Below are 22,986 nucleotides of genomic sequence, written 5' to 3'. Positions count from 1 at the left end.
CGTCTCACCTACCACCGACACTGCCCCCGCACGCCCCCACACCCCACTCGACCCCTCCGCGAACCGTGAGAAAAGCACCCAAAATCGCGAAAGTGCGGTGCTTAACTCACGGTTCGCGAGGTGGGAGCGAGGGGGAGGCGCGGGCGAGAGCGGGCGCGGGCGCGGGCGGGGATGCTAGGGTCGAGGGGTACGTAAGACCTACTTTAAGAGCCGTCCTGTGAGACGGGAAAGGAGGTCGGTTTGACAGAGCGCACCGTGCTCACCCAGGCTGACGTCACCCGAGCGTTGACTCGGATCTCCCACGAGATCCTGGAGTCCAATCGAGGAGCGGAGAACCTGGTCATTCTGGGCATCCCCACCAGGGGAGTGGCCCTCGCCCAGCGCATCGCCGGCATCATCCAGCGCATCGAACCGGCTTCCGGCGCCGTGCGTGTCGGGTCCCTCGACGTGACGATGTACCGCGACGACCTCGCGCACACCCGCACCCGCACCCCGTCACCCACCCAGGTGCCCGGCAGCATCGACGGCGCCACGGTGGTGCTCGTGGACGATGTGCTCTACTCCGGCCGCACCATCCGCGCGGCCCTGGACGCCCTCGGCGACCACGGCCGGCCCAGTGTCGTGCGCCTGGCCGTGCTGGTGGACCGGGGCCACCGCGAACTGCCCATCCGGGCCGACTTCGTGGGCAAGAACCTCCCCAGTGCATCCCACGAACGCATCAACGTGCACGTCACAGACGTGGACGGCGACGAGTTCGTCAACATTGAGGGAGGCGCAGAATGAGGCACCTGCTCTCCACCAAGTCGCTCAGCCGCGACGAGGCCATCACCCTGCTCGACATCGCCGAAGACATGGCGGATGTGGCCAACCGCGAGGTCAAGAAGCTCCCGACTCTGCGCGGCAAGACCGTGGTGAACCTGTTCTTCGAGGATTCCACCCGCACCCGCATCTCCTTCGAGGCCGCGGCCAAACGGCTCAGCGCCGACGTAATCAACTTCAGCGCCAAGGGTTCCAGCGTGTCCAAGGGCGAGAGCCTGAAAGACACCGCCCAGACCCTCGCCGCGATGGGCGCGGACGGCGTCGTCATCCGTCACCCGGCCTCCGGCGCCCCGCAGGTGCTGGCCGGCAGCGGCTGGATCGACGCCGGCATCATCAACGCCGGCGACGGCACCCACGAACACCCCACGCAGGCCCTGCTGGACGCGTTCACCATCCGCCGCCGCCTGCACGGCCCGGCGTCCAGAGGCCATGGCCTCGACGGCGTCACTGTCACCATCGTCGGCGACATCCTGCACTCCAGGGTCGCCCGCTCCAACCTGTGGCTGCTTGACACGTTGGGCGCCCAGGTGACCTTCATCGCCCCGCCCACCCTGGTGCCGGCGGACACCTCGGCCTGGCCGGCCACCATCGGCTACGACCTGGACGCCGCCATCGACGCCGGCCCCGACGTGGTCATGATGCTGCGCATCCAGGCCGAACGGATGAACGCGGCGTTCTTCCCGAACAGCCGCGAATACTCCCGCCGCTGGGGCCTGGACGACGAGCGATTCGCCCGGCTCTCGTCGCATAGCATTGTCATGCACCCCGGACCGATGAATCGCGGCCTGGAGATCTCCTCCGCCGCGGCCGACTCTGAACGGTCCACCGTGCGCGAACAGGTCGCAAACGGGGTCAGCGTGCGCATGGCGGCGTTGTACCTGCTGTTGTCGGGCGACCGAGAGGATCACTGAATGTCGAGCGAACGCTACCTTGTGCGCGGAGCACAGCTGAGCAACGGAACCACCACCGACCTGCTGTTGGACGGAGGCCGCATCTCTGAGATGGGCGCCGGGCTCTCCGACGTGGGCGCCACCGTGATCGACGCCGACGGCCTGATCGCCCTGCCCGGCCTGGTCGACCTGCACACGCACCTGCGCGAACCCGGCTACGAACAGAGCGAAACCGTGCTCACCGGCAGCCAGGCCGCCGCGATCGGCGGCTTCACCACGGTGTTCGCCATGGCAAACACCTCGCCGGTGCAGGACACCGCCGGCGTCGTCGAGCAGGTTCTCGCGCTGGGGGAGAGCGCCGGGTACGTCACCGTGCAACCGATCGGCGCCGTCACCGTGGGCTTGGCCGGCGAGCGACTCGCCGAACTCGGCGCCATGGCCGCCAGCCGAGCCAACGTGCGGGTCTTCTCCGACGACGGCTTCTGCGTCTCCGACCCGCTGCTGATGCGCCGGGCGCTGGAATACGTCAAGGCCTTCGACGGCGTCGTCGCCCAGCACTCCCAGGAACCGCGCCTCACGGTGGGCGCCCAGATGAACGAGGGCGCGCTCTCCAGCGAACTCGGCCTCACCGGCTGGCCGGCGGTCGCCGAGGAATCGATCATCGCCAGGGATGTGCTGCTGGCCGAACACGTGGGTTCCCGGCTGCACGTCTGCCACGTCTCCACGGCCGGCGCCGTCGACGTGGTGCGGTGGGCCAAGGCCCGCGGCATCAACGTCACCGCCGAAGTCACCCCGCACCACCTGCTGCTCACCGAGGAACTGGTCGCCGGCTACGACGCCCGCTACAAGGTGAACCCGCCGCTTCGCCGCCGGGAAGACGTGGAGGCCCTCCGCCAGGGGCTGGCCGACGGCACCATCGACATCATCGCCACCGACCACGCCCCGCATCCGGTGGAGGCCAAGGACTGCGAGTGGGACGCCGCCGCCAACGGCATGGTCGGTCTCGAATCCGCCCTGTCGGTGGCCCACGCCGCCGTGGTGGAGACCGGATTCCTGGACTGGAACGATCTTGTCCGCGTTCTCTCGACGACCCCGGCCCGCATCGGCCGCATCCAGGGCCAGGGCCACCAGCTCACCGTCGGTGCACCCGCCGAACTCACCCTCTACGACCCCAGCGCCCGCCGCGTGTTCGGCCGGCAGAACCTCATCGGCAAGGGCGTCAACTCGCCCTACCTTCAGATGACACTGCCCGGTCAGGTGCTGGCCACCTTCCATCGGGGCTACGCCACCGTGCTCGACGGCGTGCTGCGCACCCCGGCCGAGATCGGAGCAGCTCGGGCGGCCCTGGCACTGGGCAGCCATGAGTAGCCGCACGGTCGCGACGATCATCACGGCTCTGGTCCTGCTGACCGTTCTCGCCCTGATGCTGCGCTCCTGGCGCCGGCGCAGCAACCGGGATGCCGCGCTGCCCGCCGGCTACCCGCTGCCCGCCGATCTCGGACGCGAGCTGGCCTCGGCCGCAGCCCTGTACGTGGCCACCACCCCGCGCGACACGCCGCTTGAGCGGCTGAACATCCCCGGGCTCGGCTTCCGCGCCCGCGGCGGTGTCTCCGTCTTCGAACGGGGCGTGCTGCTCGAACTGGCCGGCTCGCCCACCCTGTTCATCCCCACGGATGCCGTGCAGATCGTGGCAGACGCCACCGTGGCCATCGACCGGGTCGTCGAGCCCGGCGGCCTGTTGCGGCTCGGCTGGGGATTGAACACCACCTCAGCCGACGCCCCGGCGCACAACGTCTCGGAGGGCGTAGACAGCTACTTCCGCTTCAGCGACCCCGTCGATCGCCGGGCGATCAGCGAGGCGATCAGTTCCACCAGAGCACCTGGCAAGACAGAATTCGGCACCGAAGAAAGTGAGGTGTAGCCCGTGAGCTACCCAACAACCACACCGGCTCCGGCCGTACTCGTCCTCGAAGACGGCAGCCGATACGTTGGACGAGCCTACGGCAGCCACGGCCAGACCCTCGGCGAGATCGTCTTCGCCACCGGCATGACCGGCTACCAGGAGACGCTCACCGACCCGTCCTACGCGGGCCAGATCGTCCTGATGACGGCGCCGCACATCGGCAACACCGGCGCCAACGACGAAGACATGGAATCCTCCCGCATCTGGGTCTCCGGCTTCGTCGTACGCGAGCCCGCCCGGGTGCCGTCCAACTTCAGGTCCCAGCGCACCCTCGACGCCGATCTGGAATCCAACGGCGTCGTCGGCATCAGCGGCATCGACACCCGGGCCGTCACCCGGCACATCCGCTCGCTCGGCGCCATGCGCAGCGGCATCTTCTCCGGCGAGGACTACCACCTCTCCGAGGGCGAACAGCTCGCCCTGGTGCGGGGCGGTGCCAGCATGCGCGGCCGCAACCTGTCCGACGAGGTCTCCACCGTCGAGCCGTACTCGCTGCCCGCCCAGGGCGAACGCATCGGTTCAGTCGCCGTGCTCGACCTCGGTGTGAAGACGTCCACCCTCAACTACCTCGCCGAGCGCGGGTTCGAGGTCTTCGTCCTGCCGCAGTCGGTCACCGCGGAGCACGTGCTGTCGCTGAACCCGTCGGCGCTCTTCTTCTCCAACGGTCCTGGCGACCCCGCCGCCTCCGACGCGCACGTCACCCTCTTGCAGGAGGTGCTGCGCGCCGGCGTGCCGTACTTCGGCATCTGCTTCGGCAACCAGCTGCTCGGCCGCGCCCTCGGCTTCGGCACCTACAAGCTGCCCTTCGGCCACCGCGGCATCAACCAGCCGGTGCTGGACAAGGCCACCGGCCGGGTGGAGATCACCTCGCAGAACCACGGCTTCGCCGTCGACATGCCCATTGAGGGCATCAGCGAGTCCAAGACCGGCTTCGGTCGCGTCGAGGTCAGTCACTACAGCCTCAACGACCAGGTCGTCGAGGGCATCAGATGCCTGGACATCCCGGCTTTCTCGGTGCAGTACCACCCGGAGTCCGCGGCCGGCCCGCACGACGCCAACTATCTTTTCGACAGGTTCAGGGATGTGGTTGTCGCGCACGCGGCCGCCGGAGCAGGAGACGCCAAGTAATGCCCAAGCGCGACGATATCAACAGCGTCCTCGTCATCGGAAGCGGCCCGATCGTGATCGGCCAGGCGTGCGAGTTCGACTACTCGGGCACCCAGGCCTGCCGGGTCCTCCGCGAAGAGGGCGTCCGGGTCATCCTGGTCAACTCCAACCCGGCGACCATCATGACCGACCCCGACTTCGCGGATGCGACGTACATCGAGCCGATCACCCCGGAGATCCTCGAGACCATCATCGCCAAGGAGCGCCCGGACGCGATCCTGCCGACCCTGGGCGGCCAGACGGCCCTCAACGCTGCCATCGCCCTGCACGAACGCGGCATCCTCACCACGTACAACGTGGAGCTGATCGGCGCCAAGTTCGAGGCCATCCAGAAGGGCGAAGACCGCCAGATCTTCAAGCAGCTCGTGCTCGACTCCGGCGCGGACGTGGCCAAGTCGTACATCGCCCACACCGTGGAGGAGGCCGTCGGCTTCGCCGAGGACCTCGGCTACCCCCTCGTGGTGCGCCCGTCGTTCACCATGGGCGGCCTGGGCTCAGGCTTCGCCTACACCGAAGCCGAACTCCGACGCATCGTCGGCGACGGCCTGCACCAGAGCCCGACCACCGAGGTGCTCCTGGAGGAGTCCATTCTCGGCTGGAAGGAATACGAGCTCGAGATGATGCGCGACACCGCCGACAACACGGTGGTCGTCTGCTCGATCGAGAACGTCGACCCGGTCGGCGTGCACACCGGGGACTCGATCACCGTCGCCCCCGCCCTCACTCTCACCGACCGCGAGTACCAGAAGCTGCGCGATATCGGCATCGACATCATCCGCGCCGTCGGCGTCGACACCGGTGGCTGCAACATCCAGTTCGCCATCGACCCGGCCGACGGTCGTATCATCGTCATCGAGATGAACCCGCGGGTCTCCCGCTCGTCCGCCCTGGCCAGCAAGGCCACCGGGTTCCCGATCGCCAAGATCGCCGCGAAACTGGCCCTCGGCTACCGCTTGGACGAGATCCCCAACGACATCACCGGCGTCACCCCGGCCAGCTTCGAGCCCACCCTGGACTACGTCGTGGTCAAGGTGCCCCGGTTCGCGTTCGAGAAGTTCCCCAAGGCCGATGCGCGCCTGACCACCACCATGAAGTCCGTCGGCGAGGCCATGGCCATAGGCCGCAACTACGCGTCCGCCCTGCAGAAGGCGCTCCGCTCGCTCGAAAAGCGCGGCTCCTCCTTCCACTGGGGCGCCGAGACCCGCTCCGTCGAGGAACTGCTGAGAGTCGCCGAGATTCCCACTGACGGCCGTATCGTCACCGTGCAGCAGGCGCTCCGCAAGGGCGCCAGCATCGAGCAGCTCTTCGAAGCCACGAAGATCGACCCGTGGTTCCTCGACCAGATCGTGCTCATCAACGAGATCGCCGACGCCGTCGCCGCCTCGGACACCCTGGACACCGAGATCCTGCGCACCGCGAAGGACCACGGCTTCTCGGACGCCCAGATCGGCGAACTCCGCGGTTTCGGCGAAGCGGATGTGCGCAAGGTCCGGCACATCCTCGGGGTGCGGCCGGTCTTCAAGACCGTCGACACCTGCGCCGGCGAGTTTCCCGCCCTCACCCCGTACCACTACTCGAGCTACGACCAGGAGACCGAGGTGATCCCGAGCGACCGCCGCAAGGTGGTGATCCTCGGCTCCGGCCCGAACCGGATCGGCCAGGGCGTCGAGTTCGACTACTCCTGCGTACACGCCTCGTTCGCCCTGTCAGAGGCCGGCTACGAGACCATCATGATCAACTGCAACCCGGAGACGGTCTCGACCGACTACGACACCAGCGACCGGCTCTACTTCGAGCCGCTCACGCTGGAAGACGTGCTGGAGATCATCCACGCCGAGAGCCAGAGCGGTGAGCTCGTCGGCGTGGTCGTGCAGCTCGGCGGCCAGACCGCGCTGGGCCTGGCCAAGGGCCTGGAGGCCGAGGGCATCCCGATCCTGGGTACCTCGCCCACGGCGATCGACCTGGCCGAGGAACGCGGCCTGTTCAGCGGCATCCTCGCCGGCGCCGGCCTGCTCGCTCCGCGGAACGGCGTGGCCATCGACTACAGCGGCGCCGTCGTCGTGGCCGAGGAGATCGGCTACCCCGTGCTCGTGCGACCCAGCTACGTGCTGGGCGGCCGTGGCATGGAGATCATCTACGACAGCGCCAGCCTGGCCGACTACTTCACCCGGATGCAGGGCCAGGGCATCATCGGCCCGTCGCACCCGCTGCTGGTGGACCGGTTCCTCGACGACGCCATCGAAATCGATGTGGACGCCATCTACGACGGCCACGAGCTCTACATCGGCGGCGTCATGGAGCACATCGAGGAGGCCGGTGTGCATTCCGGTGACTCGAGCTGCACCCTGCCGCCGGTCACCCTGGGCCGGGCCGAGATCGACCGCGTGCGCGACGCCACGCTCGCCATCGCCAAGGGCATCGGTGTGCGCGGCCTGCTCAACGTGCAGTTCGCCATCGGTGCCGGCGTGCTCTACGTGCTCGAGGCCAACCCGCGCGCGTCCCGCACCGTGCCGTTCGTGGCCAAGGCCCTCGGCATCACCCTCGCCAAGGCCGCGTCGCTGATCATGGTGGGCACCACCATCGCCGAACTCAAGGCCGACGGCAAACTGCCGCTGATCGACGGCTCCAGGGTTCCGATGGACTCGCCGGTCGCCGTGAAGGAAGCCGTACTGCCGTTCAACAGGTTCCGCACCCAGGAAGGCCTCATCGTCGACTCGGTGCTCGGCCCGGAAATGCGCTCCACCGGCGAAGTCATGGGCATCGACCGGGACTTCCCGCGGGCGTTCGCGAAGAGCCAGCTCGCCGCATACGGCGGAATCCCGCTGACCGGCACCGTCTTCGTGTCGGTCTCCGACCGGGACAAGCGCGCCGTGATCCTGCCGATGCTGCGCCTCTCGCAGCTGGGTTACACGATCATGGCCACCGAGGGAACCGCCGAAGTTTTGCAGCGAAACGGAATCGGGGCCACAGTGGTGGCAAAGTTCAGCGAAAAGGCCGATGAGTCCGTGGACACCGTCGTCGACCTGATCCGCCGCGAGGAGGTGCAGATCGTGATCAACACACCCAACGGTCGCTCCGCCCGCGCGGATGGCTACGAGATCCGCGCCGCGGCCGTCGCCGGCGACCTGCCCCTGTTCACCACCATCGCCGAGCTCTCCGCCGCCGTGGCATCGATCGACTCGATCCGCACCGGCTTCGAGGTCACCAGCCTGCAGGAGTACCAGGCGAAACGGTCGGCAGCACTGTGACCCCAGCCGGCGCCGTGACTGCAGCCGAATCGGTCGGCACGACCGCAACCTTCGGCGAACGCCTGCACGGCGCCTTCGAACGATACGGCAGGCTCTGCGTCGGCATCGACCCGCACGCCTGGCTGCTGACCGACTGGAACCTGCCGGACAGCGCCGCCGGCGCCGAGAACTTCGGCCGACGGGTCGTCGAGGCATCCGCGGGCGTGGTGGGCATCGTGAAGCCGCAAGTGGCGTTCTACGAGCGATTCGGCTCCGCCGGCTACCTGGCCCTTGAGCGGGTGCTCAGCGACGCACGCGCCGCCGGGCTTCTGGTCATCGCCGACGTCAAGCGCGGAGACCTGGGCACGAGCGTCGAGGCGTACGGCCAGGCCTGGCTGAGCCCCGGCTCTTCGTTGGAGGTCGACGCCATCACCGTGAACGCGTACATGGGAGTCGGCTCCCTTGCGAGCACCGTGGCACTGGCCGATTCCCAGAACAAGGGACTGTTCCTGCTCGCCGCGACCTCCAATCCTGAAGCCGCTGAGCTGCAGCAGGCGGTCGTCTCGCGGGGCACACACGCCGGCCGGACCGTCGCCGGATCGGTCCTCGCACAGGTGGGCGCCATCAACGCCGACCACGCGGCCACGCGCTCCGCCGGCTCGTTCGGCTCTATCGGCGTGGTGCTGGGTGCCACGGTTTCCCTGGCCGACTTCGGCATCGACATCCACGCCCCGGCCGCCGCCATCGTCACTCCAGTCCTCGCCCCGGGCTTCGGCCATCAGGGCGCGAATCCCACCGATCTGGCGAGTTTGTTTGGCGGATACGCACAAGGCGTTATCGTAAGTGAATCGCGCAGCGTTTTGTCCGTCGGTCCCGACCGGGTGGCCGATGAGATAAACCGCCGAGTAACCGAAGCTGGAGCGACCCGTGGCTGACAATCGCCCTACCCCACCCGACGTCGACCGTGTCGCGGCCTCCCGGGCCGCCGTAGCGGCCCGACGAGCCCGCGCCGCAGTGAAGGCACAGGTCGCCGCCGGTGAGCGCACGTCGCTCGACGTGCTCGCCGCCGCAGTGAAGGACCCCAACGGAGTCGAGGGGCGCCTGCGCGTGACCGAGCTCCTCGTGAGCATCCCGGCGATCGGGGTGACCAAGATGCAGCGCATCATGAGCCGGCTGGAGATCTCGCCGTCCAAGCGTCTGGGCGGCCTCGGCAAGCACCAACGCGACCGGCTGCGGGACTTCCTCGCCGCCCGCCCGCCTGCCCGCCGCGGCGCCCCCGACTCCAGGCTCGTCGTCCTCGCCGGGCCCACCGCCGTGGGCAAGGGCACCGTCGCCGCGTATATTCGCGAGCACCACCCCGAGGTGCACCTGTCGGTCTCCGCCACCACCCGTGCGCCGCGCGCCGGCGAGGTTGAGGGCGTCAGCTACTTCTTCGTCGACGACGCCGAGTTCGATCGCATGATCGAAGCCGGCGACCTGCTCGAGTACGCCACCGTGCACAACGCCTACCGCTACGGAACCCCCCGGGGACCGGTCGAGGCGGCCATCGCAGTCGGCAACAGCGTCCTTTTGGAGATCGACATCCAGGGTGCGCGCGCCGTGCGCCGGGCCATGCCGGAGGCCCGGCTGGTCTTCCTGCTCCCGCCCAGCTGGGACGAACTCGTACGCCGACTGATCGGGCGGGGCACAGAGGATTCCGCCGAACAGAGCCGCAGACTCGAGACTGCGAGGCTCGAATTGGCCGCTCAGGGCGAGTTCGATTACCGTGTCGTGAACACCGACGTGGCCGAAGCCGCCGAAGAAGTCGTAGACTTGATGCAGATTCGCAAGACAGCGGCGCCGTCGTAGCGCCTGCCGTACTTGAATTTCCGCGTCGAATAGACGCATCATCGCGGTAAAGCCTGAAGTTTCCGGCCATGGGAACCACCGGCATGACACCGCGCAGCCCGTACATTTTGCTTGAACTGCATGAAGGAGTGTGACAGCGTGCCCAACAAGCCCACTGGCATCATTGACCCGCCCATCGACGACCTGCTGACCAAGGTCGATTCCAAGTACGCCCTGGTGATCTTCGCGTCCAAGCGCGCCCGCCAGATCAACGACTACTACGCAGACCTGCACGAAGGCAGCCTGTTCGACAACGTCGGACCGCTCGTCGACTCCACCGTCGACGACAAGCCGCTCTCCGTGGCGCTGCGCGAAATCAACGAAGACAAGCTCACCTCGAAGCCCATCGTCGAATAGCTCGACGCAGCCCTTCGTAAGCGCGCAGGATGTCGACTGGTCGCACGATCGTCGTCGGGATAACCGGCGGCATCGCTGCCTACAAGGCCGTCAACGTCGTGCGCGCTTTTGTGCTGCTCGGGGACGACGTGCACGTGGTCGCCACGGCAGCTGCCCTCCGGTTCGTCGGCAAGCCGACACTGGAGGCGATCTCCCGCAACCCGGTGAACACCGACCTGTACGAGGGCGTCGCTGAGGTGCGGCACGTGGCCATCGGTCAATCCGCCGACCTCATCGTGATCGCCCCCGCCACCGCGAACAGCATCGCCAAGATCGCCCTCGGCCTGGCCGACGACCTGCTCGGCAACACCATTCTCGCCAGCACCGCGCCGCTCGTGCTCGCGCCCGCCATGCACACCGAGATGTGGCAGAACCCCGCGACCGTGGCCAACATCGTCACCCTCCGAGGACGTGGCGTGACCATCGTCGGACCAGGGATCGGCCGCCTGACCGGCTCCGATTCCGGTGCCGGCCGCATGGAAGAACCCGACACGATCGTCGAGGCCGCCCTCGCCGTCCTGGCCGCCCGGGACGCGGAGCGGTCCCGCGGGCAGGACCTGGCGGGCCTGCAGGTGCTGATCAGCGCCGGCGGGACCCGCGAACCCCTCGACCCGGTGCGTTTCCTCGGCAACCGCTCCAGCGGGCGCCAGGGCGTCGCCCTCGCCGAAGCCGCCCTGTCCCGCGGTGCCACGGTGACCCTGGTCGCCGCGCACCTCGAAGTCGCCGTACCCGACGCCGTCACCGTGCTGAACGTGAGTAGCACCCTCGACCTGCACGGGGCCATGCGCGAAGCCGCCGCAACAGCCGACATCGTCATCATGGCCGCCGCCGTCGCCGACTACCGGCCGGCGGAGGTGCAGGCCGGCAAGATCAAGAAGGACGTCGCGGGGGACCGGTTGTCGCTCGAGCTGGTGCGCAACCCCGACGTGCTCGCGGGCCTGGTCGAGGAACGCCACCAGGGTCAGGTCATCGTGGGCTTCGCCGCCGAAACCGAACCGGATGACACCCTGCGCCGGGAGCTCGGCCGCACCAAGGTGCAACGCAAGGGCTCAGACCTCCTGGTGCTCAACCGCGTCGGCTGGACCCAGGGCTTTGCCACCGAACGTAACGAGATCGAAGTGCTCGACCGCGCCGGAGATATAGTGATGGAGGCCTCCGGAACGAAGTTGTCGGTGGCCCACCGTATCCTCGACAGCATCCTCCAGGTCATTTCCCCCGCCTGAATCTGCAGCATCGTGAGTACCCCGTCAACCGCAGCACCTTGAACACAGAATTGAGACATGCCCCGATGAGCGAACTTCGCCTCTTCACCTCGGAGTCGGTCACCGAAGGCCACCCGGACAAGATCTGCGACCAGATCTCCGACAGCATCCTCGACGCGCTCCTCACCGAGGACCCGCACAGCCGCGTGGCCGTGGAGACCCTGGTCACCACCGGTCTCGTTCACGTTGCCGGTGAGGTCACCACCGCGGGCTACGTCGAGATCCCCTCGATCGTGCGAAAGTGCATCACCGACATCGGCTACGACTCGTCCGACGTGTGGTTCGACGGCCGCTCCTGCGGTGTCGAGATTTCCATCGGTGGCCAGTCGCCCGATATCGCCCAGGGGGTCGACGACGCCTTCGAAAGTCGCGAACAGGACAGCCTGGACGACTACGACCGCCAGGGTGCCGGCGACCAGGGCATCATGTTCGGCTACGCCACCCGCGAGACCCCCGAGCTCATGCCGATCCCGATCTGGATCGCGCACCGCATGGCCGAACGCCTGGCCGAGGTGCGCAAGTCCGGCGAGCTGGACTACCTGCGCCCGGACGGCAAGACCCAGGTCACCATCGGCTACGACGGCATCGTGCCGCGCACGGTCGAGACCGTGGTGCTCTCCACCCAGCACGCCCCCTCCGTCACGACAGCGAAGCTGCGCGCCGACATCGCCGAACTGGTCATCCGTCCCGTGCTCGAGCGGGTCGACCTGGACGCCTCAGCGCTGCGCACCCTGGTGAACCCGACCGGCCGGTTCGAGATCGGCGGCCCCCAGGGCGATGCCGGACTCACCGGCCGCAAAATCATCATCGACACCTACGGCGGATCCAGCCGGCACGGCGGCGGTGCGTTCAGCGGCAAGGACCCGTCCAAGGTGGACCGCTCCGCCGCGTACGCGATGCGCTGGGTCGCCAAGAACGCCGTCGCGGCCGGACTGGCCGAACGGCTCGAAATCCAGGTGGCCTACGCCATCGGAACCGCCTCACCGGTCGGCCTGTACGTGGAGACCTTCGGCACCGGCGCCCTCCCGGAGAAGGACATCACCGCCGCGATCCGCGAGGTGTTCGACCTGCGCCCCGCCGCCATCATCAAGGACCTCGACCTGCTGCGCCCGATCTACGCCCAGACGGCCGCCTACGGCCACTTCGGCCGCGAACTGCCCGACTTCACCTGGGAGCGACTCGACCGGGTCGACGACCTGAGAAGCGCAGCGGGACTCTGAACCGTACCGACTCGACCGCACCGATCCGGAACCAGGGAGGCCGCCGATGACTCGCACCGGCCTCATCGCGCGGGTGCTGATCGACTCACCCCTGCCCCAGCTGGACCACCTGTTCGACTACGCCATTCCCGACGACCTCGCGCACCTCGCCCAGCCGGGTGTGCGGGTGCGGGTGCCTTTGCGCTCGGCGAACCGGGTGGCCGACGGATACCTGATCGAACTGATCGACCCGCAGCAGGCGTCCGATGCCGCGGCGGGCCCCGACGCTGCGGCGACCCTGGAGGGGACCGGCCCGGACACCGGGTACAGCGGCAAGCTGAGCCCGATCGACTCGATCGTGTCGGCGGTGCCCGTGCTCACCGAACCGGTCTGGCAGCTGGCCAGACGACTGGCCGACCGGGCCGCCGGCAACGCGAGCGACATCATCCGCCTCGCGGTACCGCCGCGCGCCGTGCGTGTGGAGAAGGCCTGGTTGGCGGCCCGCACCGCCCTGGATGCCGCCGCGGTGAATCCGACGGCCCCGGGTGCCGCCGACCGGCTGGCCGAACCCGGCTTCGCCGAATACCCGGCGCAGACCCTGGGGACCATCGTCGCCGACCGGCTACGGGTCTGCGTCGCCGCGGTGCCCGGCGTCGTGCGCCTGCCCGGGCTCGGCGGGCCCGCCGACGCCAGCGCGACGACCGCGGCGTCAGCCGGCGGTCCCACCGTCGGAAGCTGGGCGCTCACCGTGGCTGAACTCGCCGTGTCCGCGCTGCGCCAGGGCAAGAGCAGCATCCTGATGGTGCCCGACTATCGCGACCAGGACCAGTTGCAGGCGGCCCTGGCGGTGCTGGTACCCGCGGACGATGTGGTGCGGGTCGACGCCCGGCAAACAAACCCCGACCGGTACCACGGCTTCCTGACCCTTCTGGAGGACACCCCGCGCATCATTCTGGGCAACCGGTCCGCCGTCTACGCCCCGGCCCACGAGCTCGGCCTGATCGTGCTCTGGGACGACGGCGACCCGCTCTACGGCGAACAACTCAGCCCCTACGTGCACGCCAGGGACGCCGCCCTGATCCGTCGGGAAGCCGCAGACTGCGCCCTGGTCTTCATCGGGCACTCCCGCAGCGTCGAGACCGAACGCCTGGTCGAGATCGGCTGGCTGCACGCCGTGCACCCCAGCCGCGACGCTCACCCCAGGATCATTCCCACCACCTTCCAGGCCGAGCCGGATGCGCAGGCCAGGGCCGCCCGCATCCCGTCGGCCGCCTGGCTCGCCGCGAAGGAGGCCGTGCGCACCGGGCCCGTCCTGGTGCAGGTCGCCAGCCCCGGCTACGCGCCGATGCTCGCCTGCCGCTCCTGCGGGCAGTCCGCCCGGTGTACCCAGTGTCAGGGGCCGCTCGCCCTGACCTCCGCCACCGCCACCCCGGCCTGCCGCTGGTGCGGTCACCTCGCCGCCGGGTGGCGCTGCACGCACTGCGAGGCAACCGTGTTCCGCGTCGTGACCGTCGGGACCGGCCGCACCGCGGAGGAACTCGGCCGGGCCTTCCCCGGCTCCAGGGTGATCGTCGCCGACGGCGAGCACACCGTGCAGACGCTCGGCCCCGAGCCGGCCCTCGTGATCGCCACCCGCGGCGCCGAACCGATTCCCCAGAACGGCTACAGCGCCATCCTGCTGCTCGACGGCGAACGGATGCTCGCCCGGGAGTCGCTGCGGGTCGGCGAGGACTGCCTGCGGTGGTGGGCGAACGCCGCCGCGCTGGCCGCACCCGGCGCCCCCGTGATGCTCGTCGGAGTCGGCGGGGCCCTCGCCCACGCGCTGAACACCTGGCAGCCCGGCCCGTACGCCGCCGCCGAGCTCGCCGACCGCCGTGCACTGCGGTTCCCGCCCGCGGTGCGGGTCGCCTCGGTGACCGGCACCACCGCCGAAGTCGAAACGGCCATCGACTCGCTGACCGACCTGGCCGGTCTCGACGTGCTCGGCCCTGTCAGTCACGACCCGGCGGGCCCGGGGCAAAAGGCCGGCGGCCCCGCGCTGGTGCGCGCCATCGTGCGGTTCGGCTACCCGCTCGGCGACGAGGTCGCCCGCACCCTCAAGGCTGCCATCGTGCGGAACGCCGCCACCAGACGGAAGCCCAAGGGCGCCGCGTTCCGTCCTGCACCTACACTCAGAGTACGATTCGACGACCCGGAGCTGCTGTAAATGAAACTCGTCTTCGCCGGGACCCCGCCGGTCGCCGTGCCCAGCCTGACCCTCCTGGCCGCCTCGGGACACGAGATCGCCGCAGTGATCACCCGCACCGATGCCGCCCTCGGCCGGAAGCGCGTTCTCACCCCGTCGCCGGTCGCCGCCGCCGCCGAGAAGCTCGGCCTGCCCGTGATCAAGGCCAACCGGCTCGACCAGGCCGCGACCGAGAGCATCACCGCTCTTGACGTAGATCTCGGCGTCATCGTGGCCTACGGCGGCCTGGTGCGCGAACCGCTGCTCTCCGCACCGCGCCTGGGCTGGATCAACCTGCACTTCTCGCTGCTGCCACGTTGGCGCGGCGCCGCTCCCGTGCAGCGTGCGATCATGGCCGGCGACACCGAGACCGGAGCCGCAGTGTTCCAACTCGTCGCCGAACTCGACGCGGGCGCCGTGTTCGCCCAACTCAGCACCCCCATCGGCCGGCACGCCACCGCTGGGACCCTGCTGGAGAGCCTGAGCCGCAGCGGAGCGGCCCTGCTGCTCGACGTGGTGAACGAGCTGGCCGCAGGCACCGCCCAGTCTGTGCCGCAAGCGGGCGAGGTCACCCTTGCTCCCAAGCTCACCCTCGACGACGCGCGCATCGACTGGAGCCTGCCCGCGGAGACCGTGCACGCGGTGGTGCGGGGCGTCACTCCCGAACCCGGAGCGTTCACCGAGATCGACGGCGCCCGGCTCAAACTCCACGATGTGGCGCCCGCTCACGGCCACCCCGCCCTACCGGCCGGACACATCACCGAGATCGACAAGAGGGTTCTGATCGGCACCGGCACGGAGCCCCTGGAACTCATCAACGTACAACCGGCAGGAAAAACCCCGATGAAGGCAATCGACTGGTGGCGCGGAGTGGCAGCAACCGAGGTGACCGCATCATGAGTGGACCAGATCAGAACGGCGCCGGCAGGCCCAGGGCGCCCCGTCAGGGCGCCCGCACGGACAGCCGGCCGAGCTACGTCGTGCAGCCCGCCCGCCGGGTCGCCTACGAGGTCATCGCGGCCGTCCGCGAATCCGACGCGTACGCCAACCTGTTGCTGCCCACCCGCATCCAGCGTGCCGCGCTGAACACCGCGGATGCCGCCCTGGCCACCGAGCTCACCTACGGCACCCTGCGCATGCAGGGCTTCTACGACAGGGTCATCGCCGAGGCGGCCGGCCGGCCGGTCACGGCCATCGACCCGGCGATCCTCGACGTGCTCAGGCTCGGCGCGCACCAGCTCCTGGCGACGCGCGTCGCCACCCACGCCGCCGTCAACGAATCCGTCGAGCTGGCCCGCCAGGTGGGCTCCCGGTCTGCGACGGGCTTCACCAACGGCGTGCTCCGCGCCATCGCCCGGGTCAGCGCCGACGAGTGGCGTGAACGCATCCTCGCCGACACCAGCACCCCCGACGACGCCCTCGCCGCCCTGTACTCCCACCCGGTCTGGGTGGTGCGGGCATTCCGGCAGTCCCTGCGTCAGGAAGGCCGGGAAAGCGAACTCGAGGAGCTCCTCGCCGCCGACAACGCGGCTCCGCGCGTGAACATGGTGGCGCTGCCCGGGCTGGCCGAGGCCACCGCGGACCTCGGCGACGCCAACGACTTCTCCCCGATCGGCTTTGTGCTCGGCGGGGGAGACCCGCACCCCCTGATGAAGCAGAGCGACGGCCGCTTGCGTGTGCAGGACGAGGGTTCTCAGCTCGCCGCCCTCGCCCTCAGCCGCGCCCGACCGATCGTAGAGGGGGAGCGGTGGCTCGACCTCTGCGCCGGCCCCGGCGGCAAGGCAGCCCTGCTTGCCGCTGAAGCCCTGAACGGCGGCGCGACCCTGGTCGCCAACGAGGTCGTGCCGGCCAGGGCCCAATTGGTGCGCGCAGCTCTGGCCGCCGTCCCATCCGACGTGCCGGTCTGGGAGATGGACGGCACCTGGGTCGGCGAGGACCAGCCGGAGGCCTTCGACCGGATCCTGCTCGACGCTCCGTGCACCGGACTGGGTGCGCTGCGCCGTCGCCCTGAGGCACGCTGGCGGAAGCAGCCCAAGGACGTTGCCGAGCTCTCCGACCTGCAGTCCGCGCTGATCCATGCCGCGCTCGGCGCCCTGAAGCCCGGCGGCATCCTCGCCTACGTCACCTGCTCCCCGCACATCGCGGAGACCCGGGGGATCGTGGCCACGGCCCGCAAGGCCTGGGGTGACAAGGTGGCGCCGCTGGACACCGCGGCGGTGCTGCAGAACCTGGCCGTGCATCCGCTCGACCTGGCCGGCGACCCCGGCAGTGTGCAGCTGTGGCCGCACCGGCACGGCACCGACGCCATGTTCATCACGCTGCTGCAGCGCCAGGCCGACTGAAGCTGCAGGCGCGGCCCGGGCGCGGCCCGGGCGCCGCCCCGGGTTCCGCCGCCCTGGGACCCGCCCCCGGGCCCAGCTTCCGGGCCGCGCCTGGGAGCCTGGGCGACCGTTCGGTAGGCTGACGGCATGGTTACCCGGATCAACCCGAGCATTCTGTCCGCAGACTTCGCCAACCTGGAGCGGGAGCTTGGCAGCATCAGCACCGCCGACCTGGCGCATGTCGACGTCATGGACAACCACTTCGTGCCGAACCTCACCCTCGGCCTGCCGGTGGTCGAACGCCTGCTGCAGGTGTCGCCGATACCACTCGACCTGCACCTGATGATCGACGACCCCGACCGGTGGGCACCGGCCTACGCCGATGCCGGCGCGTACTCGGTCACCTTCCACGCCGAGGCGGCAGCGGACGCCGTTGCGCTGGCCCGTCGGCTGCGCGACATCGGCGCTCGGGCCGGCATCGCTCTGAAGCCCGGCACCCTCGTTGAGCCCTACCTCGACCTGCTCGCCGAATTCGACCAGGTACTGGTGATGACTGTCGAGCCGGGCTTCGGCGGCCAGAGCTTCATGGCGACCACCATGCCCAAGCTCTCCCTGCTCGCCGATGCCGTGCGCGCGAGCGGCCTGGACGTCTGGCTGCAGGTGGACGGCGGCATCACCGAGGACACCATCGTGCAGGCCGCCCAAGCTGGTGCCAACACTTTCGTCGCCGGCTCCAGCGTCTTCAACGGCAATCCCGCGGAACAGATCGCCCGGCTGCGCGAGGCCGCCGCCCTACACACGCACACCCACTAAGCGACGCCCCGTCCCTCCCTGCCCCGCTGTGCTCGGTCAGGCGACGTCCGAGTAGCCCCCGCCATGACTCGCCCAGTTTCGCCAGTAAATCGACCCGACCCACCCGCAAAGCTGGGCGAGCCATCCGCGGGCTCCGCACCGGATCCGGCGTCGCCCCCTGACTCGCCCGTTTTCGCTGGTCCGCCGACTCACGCATCAGCAGAAACAGGCGAGTCATGGCTTGGGGTGAGTATCGGTCGCCTTCGCGTCCTCGCGGGGAGGTCGGAACCGAGCCGGGGAGCCGCTCGAACCGCCGGAGGCGACAGGCCCGCTCCCGGGGAGCCGACGGGACCGGTAGCCTGTACAGGTGAAAACTTTCGACGACCTGTTCGCTGAGCTGAGCCAGAAGGCCATTGACCGGCCGGAGGGCTCCGGAACCGTCCGCGAACTCGACGCCGGCGTGCACGCCATCGGCAAGAAGATCGTCGAAGAGGCCGCAGAGGTCTGGATGGCCGCCGAGTACCAGAGCGACACCGAAACGGCCGAAGAGATTTCGCAGCTGATCTACCACCTGCAGGTCCTGATGGTGGCGAAGGGGCTTTCCCCCGAGGACGTCTACCGACATCTGTGATGACGGCACCCGTACGGAAAACCACCCACCATCCTTGGAAAGATTGACATGTTGAGAATTGCTGTGCCCAATAAGGGCTCGCTCGCCGAGACCGCCGCCCAGATGCTGTCAGAGGCCGGCTACAACGGCCGCCGTGACCCGCGCGACCTCGTCGTCGCCGACCCGCGCAACGACGTGGAGTTCTTCTACCTGCGCCCGCGCGACATCGCCACCTACGTCGGCAGCGGCGCCCTGGACGTCGGCATCACCGGCCGCGACCTGCTGCTGGACTCCCGTTCGACAGCTGGGGAGATCGCCAGCCTCGACTTCGGCGACTCCACCTTCCGGTTCGCCGGTCCCGCCGGCCGGTTCACCGAGCTGGCCGACCTCGAGGGCTTGCGCGTCGCCACCAGCTACCCCGGCCTGGTCGGCAGCTTCCTCGCCGGCCACGGCATCAGCGTCGACCTCGTCACCCTCGACGGCGCCGTCGAGTCCGCCGTGCAGCTCGGTGTGGCGGATGCCGTCGCCGACGTCGTCTCCACCGGCTCCACCCTGCGCAAGGCCGGCCTGCAGATTTTCGGCCCGGTGATCCTGGAATCCACCGCCGTGCTGATCACGTCAGAGAACGCCCACCCGGGCATCAACACGCTGCTGCGCCGCCTCCAGGGCGTTCTCGTGGCCCGCCAGTACGTGCTCGTCGACTACGACGTGCACGTCGACAACCTCGACGCCGCCTGCCAGGCCGCGTCAGGGATCGAATCGCCCACCATTTCGTCTCTGCGCGAACCGAACTGGGTGGCCGTTCGAGTGATGATCCCGCGCCTGGACACCAACAGCGTGATGGACCGGCTCTACGAACTCGGCGCCCGCGCGATTCTGGTCACCTCGATTCACAACGCCAGGTTGTAAAACCATGAGCCTCGCCGTCAGAGTGATCCCGTGCCTCGACGTGGCCAACGGCCGGGTCGTCAAAGGCGTCAACTTCCAGAACCTGCGAGACGCGGGCGACCCCGTCGAACTCGCCAAGCGCTACTACGAGCAGGGCGCTGACGAACTGACCTTCCTCGATGTGACGGCAACGGTCGACGACCGCTCCACCACCTACGACGTGGTGCGTGCCACCGCCGAGCAGGTCTTCATCCCGCTCACTGTCGGCGGCGGCATCCGCAGCGTCGACGACGTGTCCAGGCTGCAGGCCAGCGGCGCGGACAAGGTCGGCGTGAACAGCGCCGCCATCGCCCGCCCGGCGTTGATCTCCGAGATCGCCGACCGGTACGGCGCCCAGGTGCTGGTGCTCTCCCTCGACGTCAAACGCAGCGAGCGCACGTCGTCCGGGTTCGTCGTCACCACCCACGGCGGCCGCACCGAGACCGAGCTGGACGCCCTCTCCTGGGCCCGGCAGGCGATCGAGCTGGGCGCGGGCGAACTGCTGGTGAACAGCATCGACGCCGACGGCACCAAGGCCGGCTTCGACCTCGAACTCATCACCATCATGCGCGAGCTCAGTTCCGTTCCCGTGATCGCCTCCGGGGGAGCCGGCCGCGTCGAACACTTCCCGCCGGCCATCGCGGCGGGCGCCGATGCCGTCCTGGCCGCCTCCGTCTTCCACAGTGGAGACCTGACGATTGGCGACGTCAAGCGGGAGCTTGCCGACGCCGGAATGGTGGTGCGCCGATGAACGTCGACGCCGCTCTGGAGTCCGCACTTTTCTCACCAGACGGGCTGCTGCCCGCCGTCATCCAGCAGTGGGACACCCGCGAGGTGCTCATGCTGGGCTGGATGGACCGCGAGGCACTGCGCCGCACCCTCACCGAGGGCCGGGTCACGTTCTGGTCCCGAAGCCGCCAGGAGTACTGGCGGAAGGGCGACACCTCCGGGCACGCCCAGTTCGTGCGCTCGGCCGCACTGGACTGCGACGCCGACACCCTCGTGGTGCAGGTCGAGCAGATCGGCGCTGCCTGCCACACCGGCACGCACACTTGCTTCGACGGTCGCGGCATCGACGTGACCGGACTGAGCGGCGCCGACGACGACGACGAGGCCGAGCGATGAGTGCCGGATCGACCACCCTGGTGGATTTCACCGGTCTGCTCGCCGACCACCGGGTGATCCCGGTCATCCGTGAACTCTTCGCCGACGGTGAAACCCCCGTCGGCATCTACCGCAAGCTCACCGGGGGAGCCGCGGGCAGCTTCCTGCTCGAATCCGCCGAGCAGGGCGGCATCTGGTCCCGCTTCTCCTTCGTGGGAGTGTCCTCCTTCGGGGTGCTCACCCAGACCGGCGACGACACCGCCTGGCTCGACTACGGTATCTCGGCCGAGCGCGCCTTCGGCGGCGCCACCGACCTGGCCCCCCTGAACGCCCTGGCCTACCTGTATGAGCGCTGGCAGACGCCGCGGCTGGCCGAGCACCCGCCCCTGACCGGCGGACTCGTCGGGTTCATCGGCTGGGAGGCCATCCGGCAGATCGAACGGCTGCCCAACCGGCCGCCCGCCGACTACGACGTGCCGGGCCAGGCGTTCAGCTTCGTCGCGGACCTGGTCGTGATCGACCACAAGTTCGGCACCGTGCAGCTGATCGCCAACGTGCTCAACGACGGCGTGGAAGCCACCGATGCCCTCTGGCCGGCCGCGCAGGCACGCCTGGACGCCCTGCAGAGCAGGCTCACCCAGCCGGCGGAAGCCTTCGTGTCCGAGGTCGACCTGACCACCCCCGCGGCGCCCCGGCACCGCACCGAGCGAGCCGACTTCCTCGCTGCGGTGGGCACGTCCAAGCAGCACATCGTCGACGGCGACGTGTTCCAGGTTGTCGTCTCCCAGCGGTTCGACCAGGACTGCACCGCGGACCCGATCGATGTCTACAGGGTGCTGCGCAGCCTCAACCCGAGCCCGTACATGTACCTGCTCAGCCTCGAATCCACCGCCGGGTTGCCTTATTCGATCGTCGGGTCGTCCCCGGAGGCCCTGGTGAAGGTGGCGAACACCCGGGTCTTCACCCACCCGATCGCCGGGTCAAAGCCCCGCGGGGCGACCCCGGAGGCCGACGCCGACTTCGAGACCGAGCTGGCCAAGGACCCCAAGGAACGCGCCGAGCACCTCATGCTCGTCGACCTCGCCCGCAACGACCTGCTCAAGGTCTGCCGCGCCGGGTCGGTGGAAGTGACCGAGTTCATGCGCATCGAACGGTTCAGCCACATCATGCACCTGGTCTCCTCCGTCGAGGGCGACCTGCTGCCGGAGATGACCGCGATCGACGTCTTCAGGGCCACCTTCCCGGCCGGCACCCTGTCGGGCGCGCCCAAACCGCGGGCTCTGGAGATCATCGACGCCCTCGAACCGGCCCAGCGCGGCGTGTACGGCGGAGTGGTGGGCTACTTCGGCTTCGCCGGCGACGCGGACCTCGCCATCGCCATCCGCACCGCGACGATCATGAACGGCATCGCTTACGTGCAGGCCGGCGGTGGCCTGGTCGCCGATTCGGATCCCGCCTCGGAGTTCCAGGAGTCGCAGAACAAGGCGGCGGCCCCGCTGCGCGCCGTCGCCGTGGCCAACGCAATGACCCGGGTCTACTGAATGGCCGCCCCACGTCGGATCAAGCCGATCCTGATCCTGGCGGTCATCGCGGCCAGCGGCCTCGCGTTGCTGGCCTGGACCCAGGTCTGGGCAACCGTGCGGCTGTCCGCCGACGGCACCAGCCAGCAGGTCCTGGACGTCACCGGCTCGATCGCCGCGCCGGGCCTGACCGCCCTGGCCCTGGCCGGGCTGGCCCTCGCCGGCGCGCTCACCATCGCCGGTGTGGTGATTCGCATCGTCCTCGGCATCCTCGAAATGCTCCTCGGCGTCAGCGTCATCCTCTCGGCAGCCCTGGCCCTGGCCGACCCGGTCGGCGCCAGCGTGGCGGCGGTCACGGCTGCCACCGGCATCGCCGGCACCGACTCCACCCGCGCGGCCGTGCAGAGCGCCGCCGTGACCTTCTGGCCGTTCCTGGCCCTCGTCGCCGGGATCCTGATGCTCGTCGTGGGCCTCGTGGTCTGCGTGAGCGCCCGCCGCTGGCCGGGCCCGACCACACGGTACGAGAGCACCCGCTTCACGCCGGTCACGGATGCCGCAACGGGCCAGACCCGCCCCCACGACGCCGTCGACGACTGGGACGGCCTCACCAGGGGCGACGACCCCACGGCCTGACCCGAACAGTCTGATCCGGATTACCCGGCAAGCTAGAATTATGTC

21 protein-coding genes are annotated in these 22,986 nt (G+C 69.3%); all 21 read left to right on the top strand.

From position 1 onward, the window contains the following. Positions 1–240: 240 nt before the first annotated feature. Entirely contained in the window at positions 241–783 is a 543-nt protein-coding gene (pyrR, locus tag BJQ95_RS09785) for a bifunctional pyr operon transcriptional regulator/uracil phosphoribosyltransferase PyrR (RefSeq protein WP_130177411.1), read from the top strand. Next, the gene (locus tag BJQ95_RS09780) at positions 780–1,730 is read left to right on the top strand and encodes an aspartate carbamoyltransferase catalytic subunit (protein ID WP_130177412.1); all 951 of its coding nucleotides are present in this window, start codon (positions 780–782) and stop codon (positions 1,728–1,730) included. Before pyrR ends, BJQ95_RS09780 begins: the two co-directional genes overlap by 4 nt. After that, positions 1,731–3,077, top strand: coding sequence for a dihydroorotase (locus BJQ95_RS09775; protein ID WP_130177413.1), 1,347 nt, complete (start codon positions 1,731–1,733; stop codon positions 3,075–3,077). It begins immediately after the preceding gene. After that, positions 3,070–3,630 carry a hypothetical protein gene (locus tag BJQ95_RS09770; RefSeq protein ID WP_130177414.1) on the top strand — a complete coding sequence of 187 codons (561 nt, stop codon included), beginning with the start codon at positions 3,070–3,072 and terminating at the stop codon, positions 3,628–3,630. Before BJQ95_RS09775 ends, BJQ95_RS09770 begins: the two co-directional genes overlap by 8 nt. 3 nt (positions 3,631–3,633) lie before the next feature. Continuing rightward, positions 3,634–4,800, top strand: coding sequence for a glutamine-hydrolyzing carbamoyl-phosphate synthase small subunit (gene carA, locus BJQ95_RS09765; RefSeq protein ID WP_130177415.1), 1,167 nt, complete (start codon positions 3,634–3,636; stop codon positions 4,798–4,800). Next, the gene (gene carB, locus BJQ95_RS09760) at positions 4,800–8,087 is read left to right on the top strand and encodes a carbamoyl-phosphate synthase large subunit (protein WP_130177416.1); all 3,288 of its coding nucleotides are present in this window, start codon (positions 4,800–4,802) and stop codon (positions 8,085–8,087) included. Before carA ends, carB begins: the two co-directional genes overlap by 1 nt. A 14-nt stretch (positions 8,088–8,101) precedes the next feature. Then, a complete protein-coding gene (gene pyrF, locus BJQ95_RS09755; protein ID WP_130177417.1) occupies positions 8,102–9,001 on the top strand; it encodes an orotidine-5'-phosphate decarboxylase in 900 nt (299 codons plus the stop codon). Further along, a complete protein-coding gene (gene gmk / locus BJQ95_RS09750; RefSeq protein ID WP_130177418.1) occupies positions 8,994–9,914 on the top strand; it encodes a guanylate kinase in 921 nt (306 codons plus the stop codon). Before pyrF ends, gmk begins: the two co-directional genes overlap by 8 nt. Before the next feature lie 120 nt (positions 9,915–10,034). Next, positions 10,035–10,310, top strand: a complete 276-nt coding sequence (gene rpoZ / locus BJQ95_RS09745; RefSeq protein ID WP_174776231.1) for a DNA-directed RNA polymerase subunit omega — start codon at positions 10,035–10,037, stop codon at positions 10,308–10,310. Positions 10,311–10,339: 29 nt separating this feature from the next. Then, entirely contained in the window at positions 10,340–11,572 is a 1,233-nt protein-coding gene (gene coaBC, locus BJQ95_RS09740; RefSeq protein WP_130177419.1) for a bifunctional phosphopantothenoylcysteine decarboxylase/phosphopantothenate--cysteine ligase CoaBC, read from the top strand. Between the two features lie 65 nt (positions 11,573–11,637). Beyond that, positions 11,638–12,831: a methionine adenosyltransferase gene (gene metK, locus BJQ95_RS09735; RefSeq protein WP_130177420.1), complete on the top strand. Its 1,194-nt coding sequence runs from the start codon at positions 11,638–11,640 to the stop codon at positions 12,829–12,831. 46 nt (positions 12,832–12,877) lie between these two features. After that, complete coding sequence (locus tag BJQ95_RS09730) at positions 12,878–15,016, top strand: primosomal protein N' (protein ID WP_130177421.1); 2,139 nt, start codon at positions 12,878–12,880, stop codon at positions 15,014–15,016. Next, entirely contained in the window at positions 15,017–15,934 is a 918-nt protein-coding gene (gene fmt, locus BJQ95_RS09725; protein ID WP_130177422.1) for a methionyl-tRNA formyltransferase, read from the top strand. Continuing rightward, on the top strand, positions 15,931–17,376 hold the full coding sequence (locus tag BJQ95_RS09720) for an RsmB/NOP family class I SAM-dependent RNA methyltransferase (protein WP_130177423.1): 1,446 nt from the start codon (positions 15,931–15,933) through the stop codon (positions 17,374–17,376). Before fmt ends, BJQ95_RS09720 begins: the two co-directional genes overlap by 4 nt. Positions 17,377–17,502: 126 nt before the next feature. After that, on the top strand, positions 17,503–18,168 hold the full coding sequence (rpe, locus tag BJQ95_RS09715; RefSeq protein ID WP_130177424.1) for a ribulose-phosphate 3-epimerase: 666 nt from the start codon (positions 17,503–17,505) through the stop codon (positions 18,166–18,168). Positions 18,169–18,514: 346 nt separating this feature from the next. Further along, positions 18,515–18,778, top strand: a complete 264-nt coding sequence (locus BJQ95_RS09710; RefSeq protein WP_130177425.1) for a phosphoribosyl-ATP diphosphatase — start codon at positions 18,515–18,517, stop codon at positions 18,776–18,778. A gap of 48 nt (positions 18,779–18,826) precedes the next feature. Continuing rightward, a complete protein-coding gene (gene hisG / locus BJQ95_RS09705; protein WP_130177426.1) occupies positions 18,827–19,666 on the top strand; it encodes an ATP phosphoribosyltransferase in 840 nt (279 codons plus the stop codon). A gap of 4 nt (positions 19,667–19,670) precedes the next feature. Beyond that, on the top strand, positions 19,671–20,435 hold the full coding sequence (hisF, locus tag BJQ95_RS09700; protein ID WP_130177427.1) for an imidazole glycerol phosphate synthase subunit HisF: 765 nt from the start codon (positions 19,671–19,673) through the stop codon (positions 20,433–20,435). After that, complete coding sequence (gene hisI / locus BJQ95_RS09695; RefSeq protein WP_130177428.1) at positions 20,432–20,809, top strand: phosphoribosyl-AMP cyclohydrolase; 378 nt, start codon at positions 20,432–20,434, stop codon at positions 20,807–20,809. The genes hisF and hisI overlap by 4 nt, the downstream gene beginning before the upstream one ends. Further along, positions 20,806–22,329, top strand: coding sequence for an anthranilate synthase component I (locus tag BJQ95_RS09690; protein ID WP_130177429.1), 1,524 nt, complete (start codon positions 20,806–20,808; stop codon positions 22,327–22,329). Before hisI ends, BJQ95_RS09690 begins: the two co-directional genes overlap by 4 nt. Next, positions 22,330–22,941, top strand: coding sequence for a Trp biosynthesis-associated membrane protein (locus tag BJQ95_RS09685; protein ID WP_130177430.1), 612 nt, complete (start codon positions 22,330–22,332; stop codon positions 22,939–22,941). Positions 22,942–22,986: the final 45 nt, after the last annotated feature.

Source organism: Cryobacterium sp. SO1 (assembly GCF_004210215.2).
Classification (GTDB): domain Bacteria; phylum Actinomycetota; class Actinomycetes; order Actinomycetales; family Microbacteriaceae; genus Cryobacterium.
Note: the sequence above shows the minus strand (reverse complement) of the source record. Positions and strands in the feature narration are given on the sequence as shown.

What these genes read in the sequence shown, in the direction of transcription:
- BJQ95_RS09780 (WP_130177412.1), top strand. Translation starts at nt 780, where the DNA reads ATGAGGCACCTGCTCTCCACCAAGTCGCTCAGCCGCGACGAGGCCATC.
- BJQ95_RS09775 (WP_130177413.1), top strand. Translation starts at nt 1,731, where the DNA reads ATGTCGAGCGAACGCTACCTTGTGCGCGGAGCACAGCTGAGCAACGGA.
- BJQ95_RS09770 (WP_130177414.1), top strand. Translation starts at nt 3,070, where the DNA reads ATGAGTAGCCGCACGGTCGCGACGATCATCACGGCTCTGGTCCTGCTG.
- carB (WP_130177416.1), top strand. Translation starts at nt 4,800, where the DNA reads ATGCCCAAGCGCGACGATATCAACAGCGTCCTCGTCATCGGAAGCGGC.
- rpoZ (WP_174776231.1), top strand. Translation starts at nt 10,035, where the DNA reads ATGAAGGAGTGTGACAGCGTGCCCAACAAGCCCACTGGCATCATTGAC.
- coaBC (WP_130177419.1), top strand. Translation starts at nt 10,340, where the DNA reads ATGTCGACTGGTCGCACGATCGTCGTCGGGATAACCGGCGGCATCGCT.
- metK (WP_130177420.1), top strand. Translation starts at nt 11,638, where the DNA reads ATGAGCGAACTTCGCCTCTTCACCTCGGAGTCGGTCACCGAAGGCCAC.
- BJQ95_RS09730 (WP_130177421.1), top strand. Translation starts at nt 12,878, where the DNA reads ATGACTCGCACCGGCCTCATCGCGCGGGTGCTGATCGACTCACCCCTG.
- fmt (WP_130177422.1), top strand. Translation starts at nt 15,017, where the DNA reads ATGAAACTCGTCTTCGCCGGGACCCCGCCGGTCGCCGTGCCCAGCCTG.
- BJQ95_RS09720 (WP_130177423.1), top strand. Translation starts at nt 15,931, where the DNA reads ATGAGTGGACCAGATCAGAACGGCGCCGGCAGGCCCAGGGCGCCCCGT.
- rpe (WP_130177424.1), top strand. Translation starts at nt 17,503, where the DNA reads ATGGTTACCCGGATCAACCCGAGCATTCTGTCCGCAGACTTCGCCAAC.
- hisG (WP_130177426.1), top strand. Translation starts at nt 18,827, where the DNA reads ATGTTGAGAATTGCTGTGCCCAATAAGGGCTCGCTCGCCGAGACCGCC.
- hisF (WP_130177427.1), top strand. Translation starts at nt 19,671, where the DNA reads ATGAGCCTCGCCGTCAGAGTGATCCCGTGCCTCGACGTGGCCAACGGC.
- hisI (WP_130177428.1), top strand. Translation starts at nt 20,432, where the DNA reads ATGAACGTCGACGCCGCTCTGGAGTCCGCACTTTTCTCACCAGACGGG.
- BJQ95_RS09690 (WP_130177429.1), top strand. Translation starts at nt 20,806, where the DNA reads ATGAGTGCCGGATCGACCACCCTGGTGGATTTCACCGGTCTGCTCGCC.
- BJQ95_RS09685 (WP_130177430.1), top strand. Translation starts at nt 22,330, where the DNA reads ATGGCCGCCCCACGTCGGATCAAGCCGATCCTGATCCTGGCGGTCATC.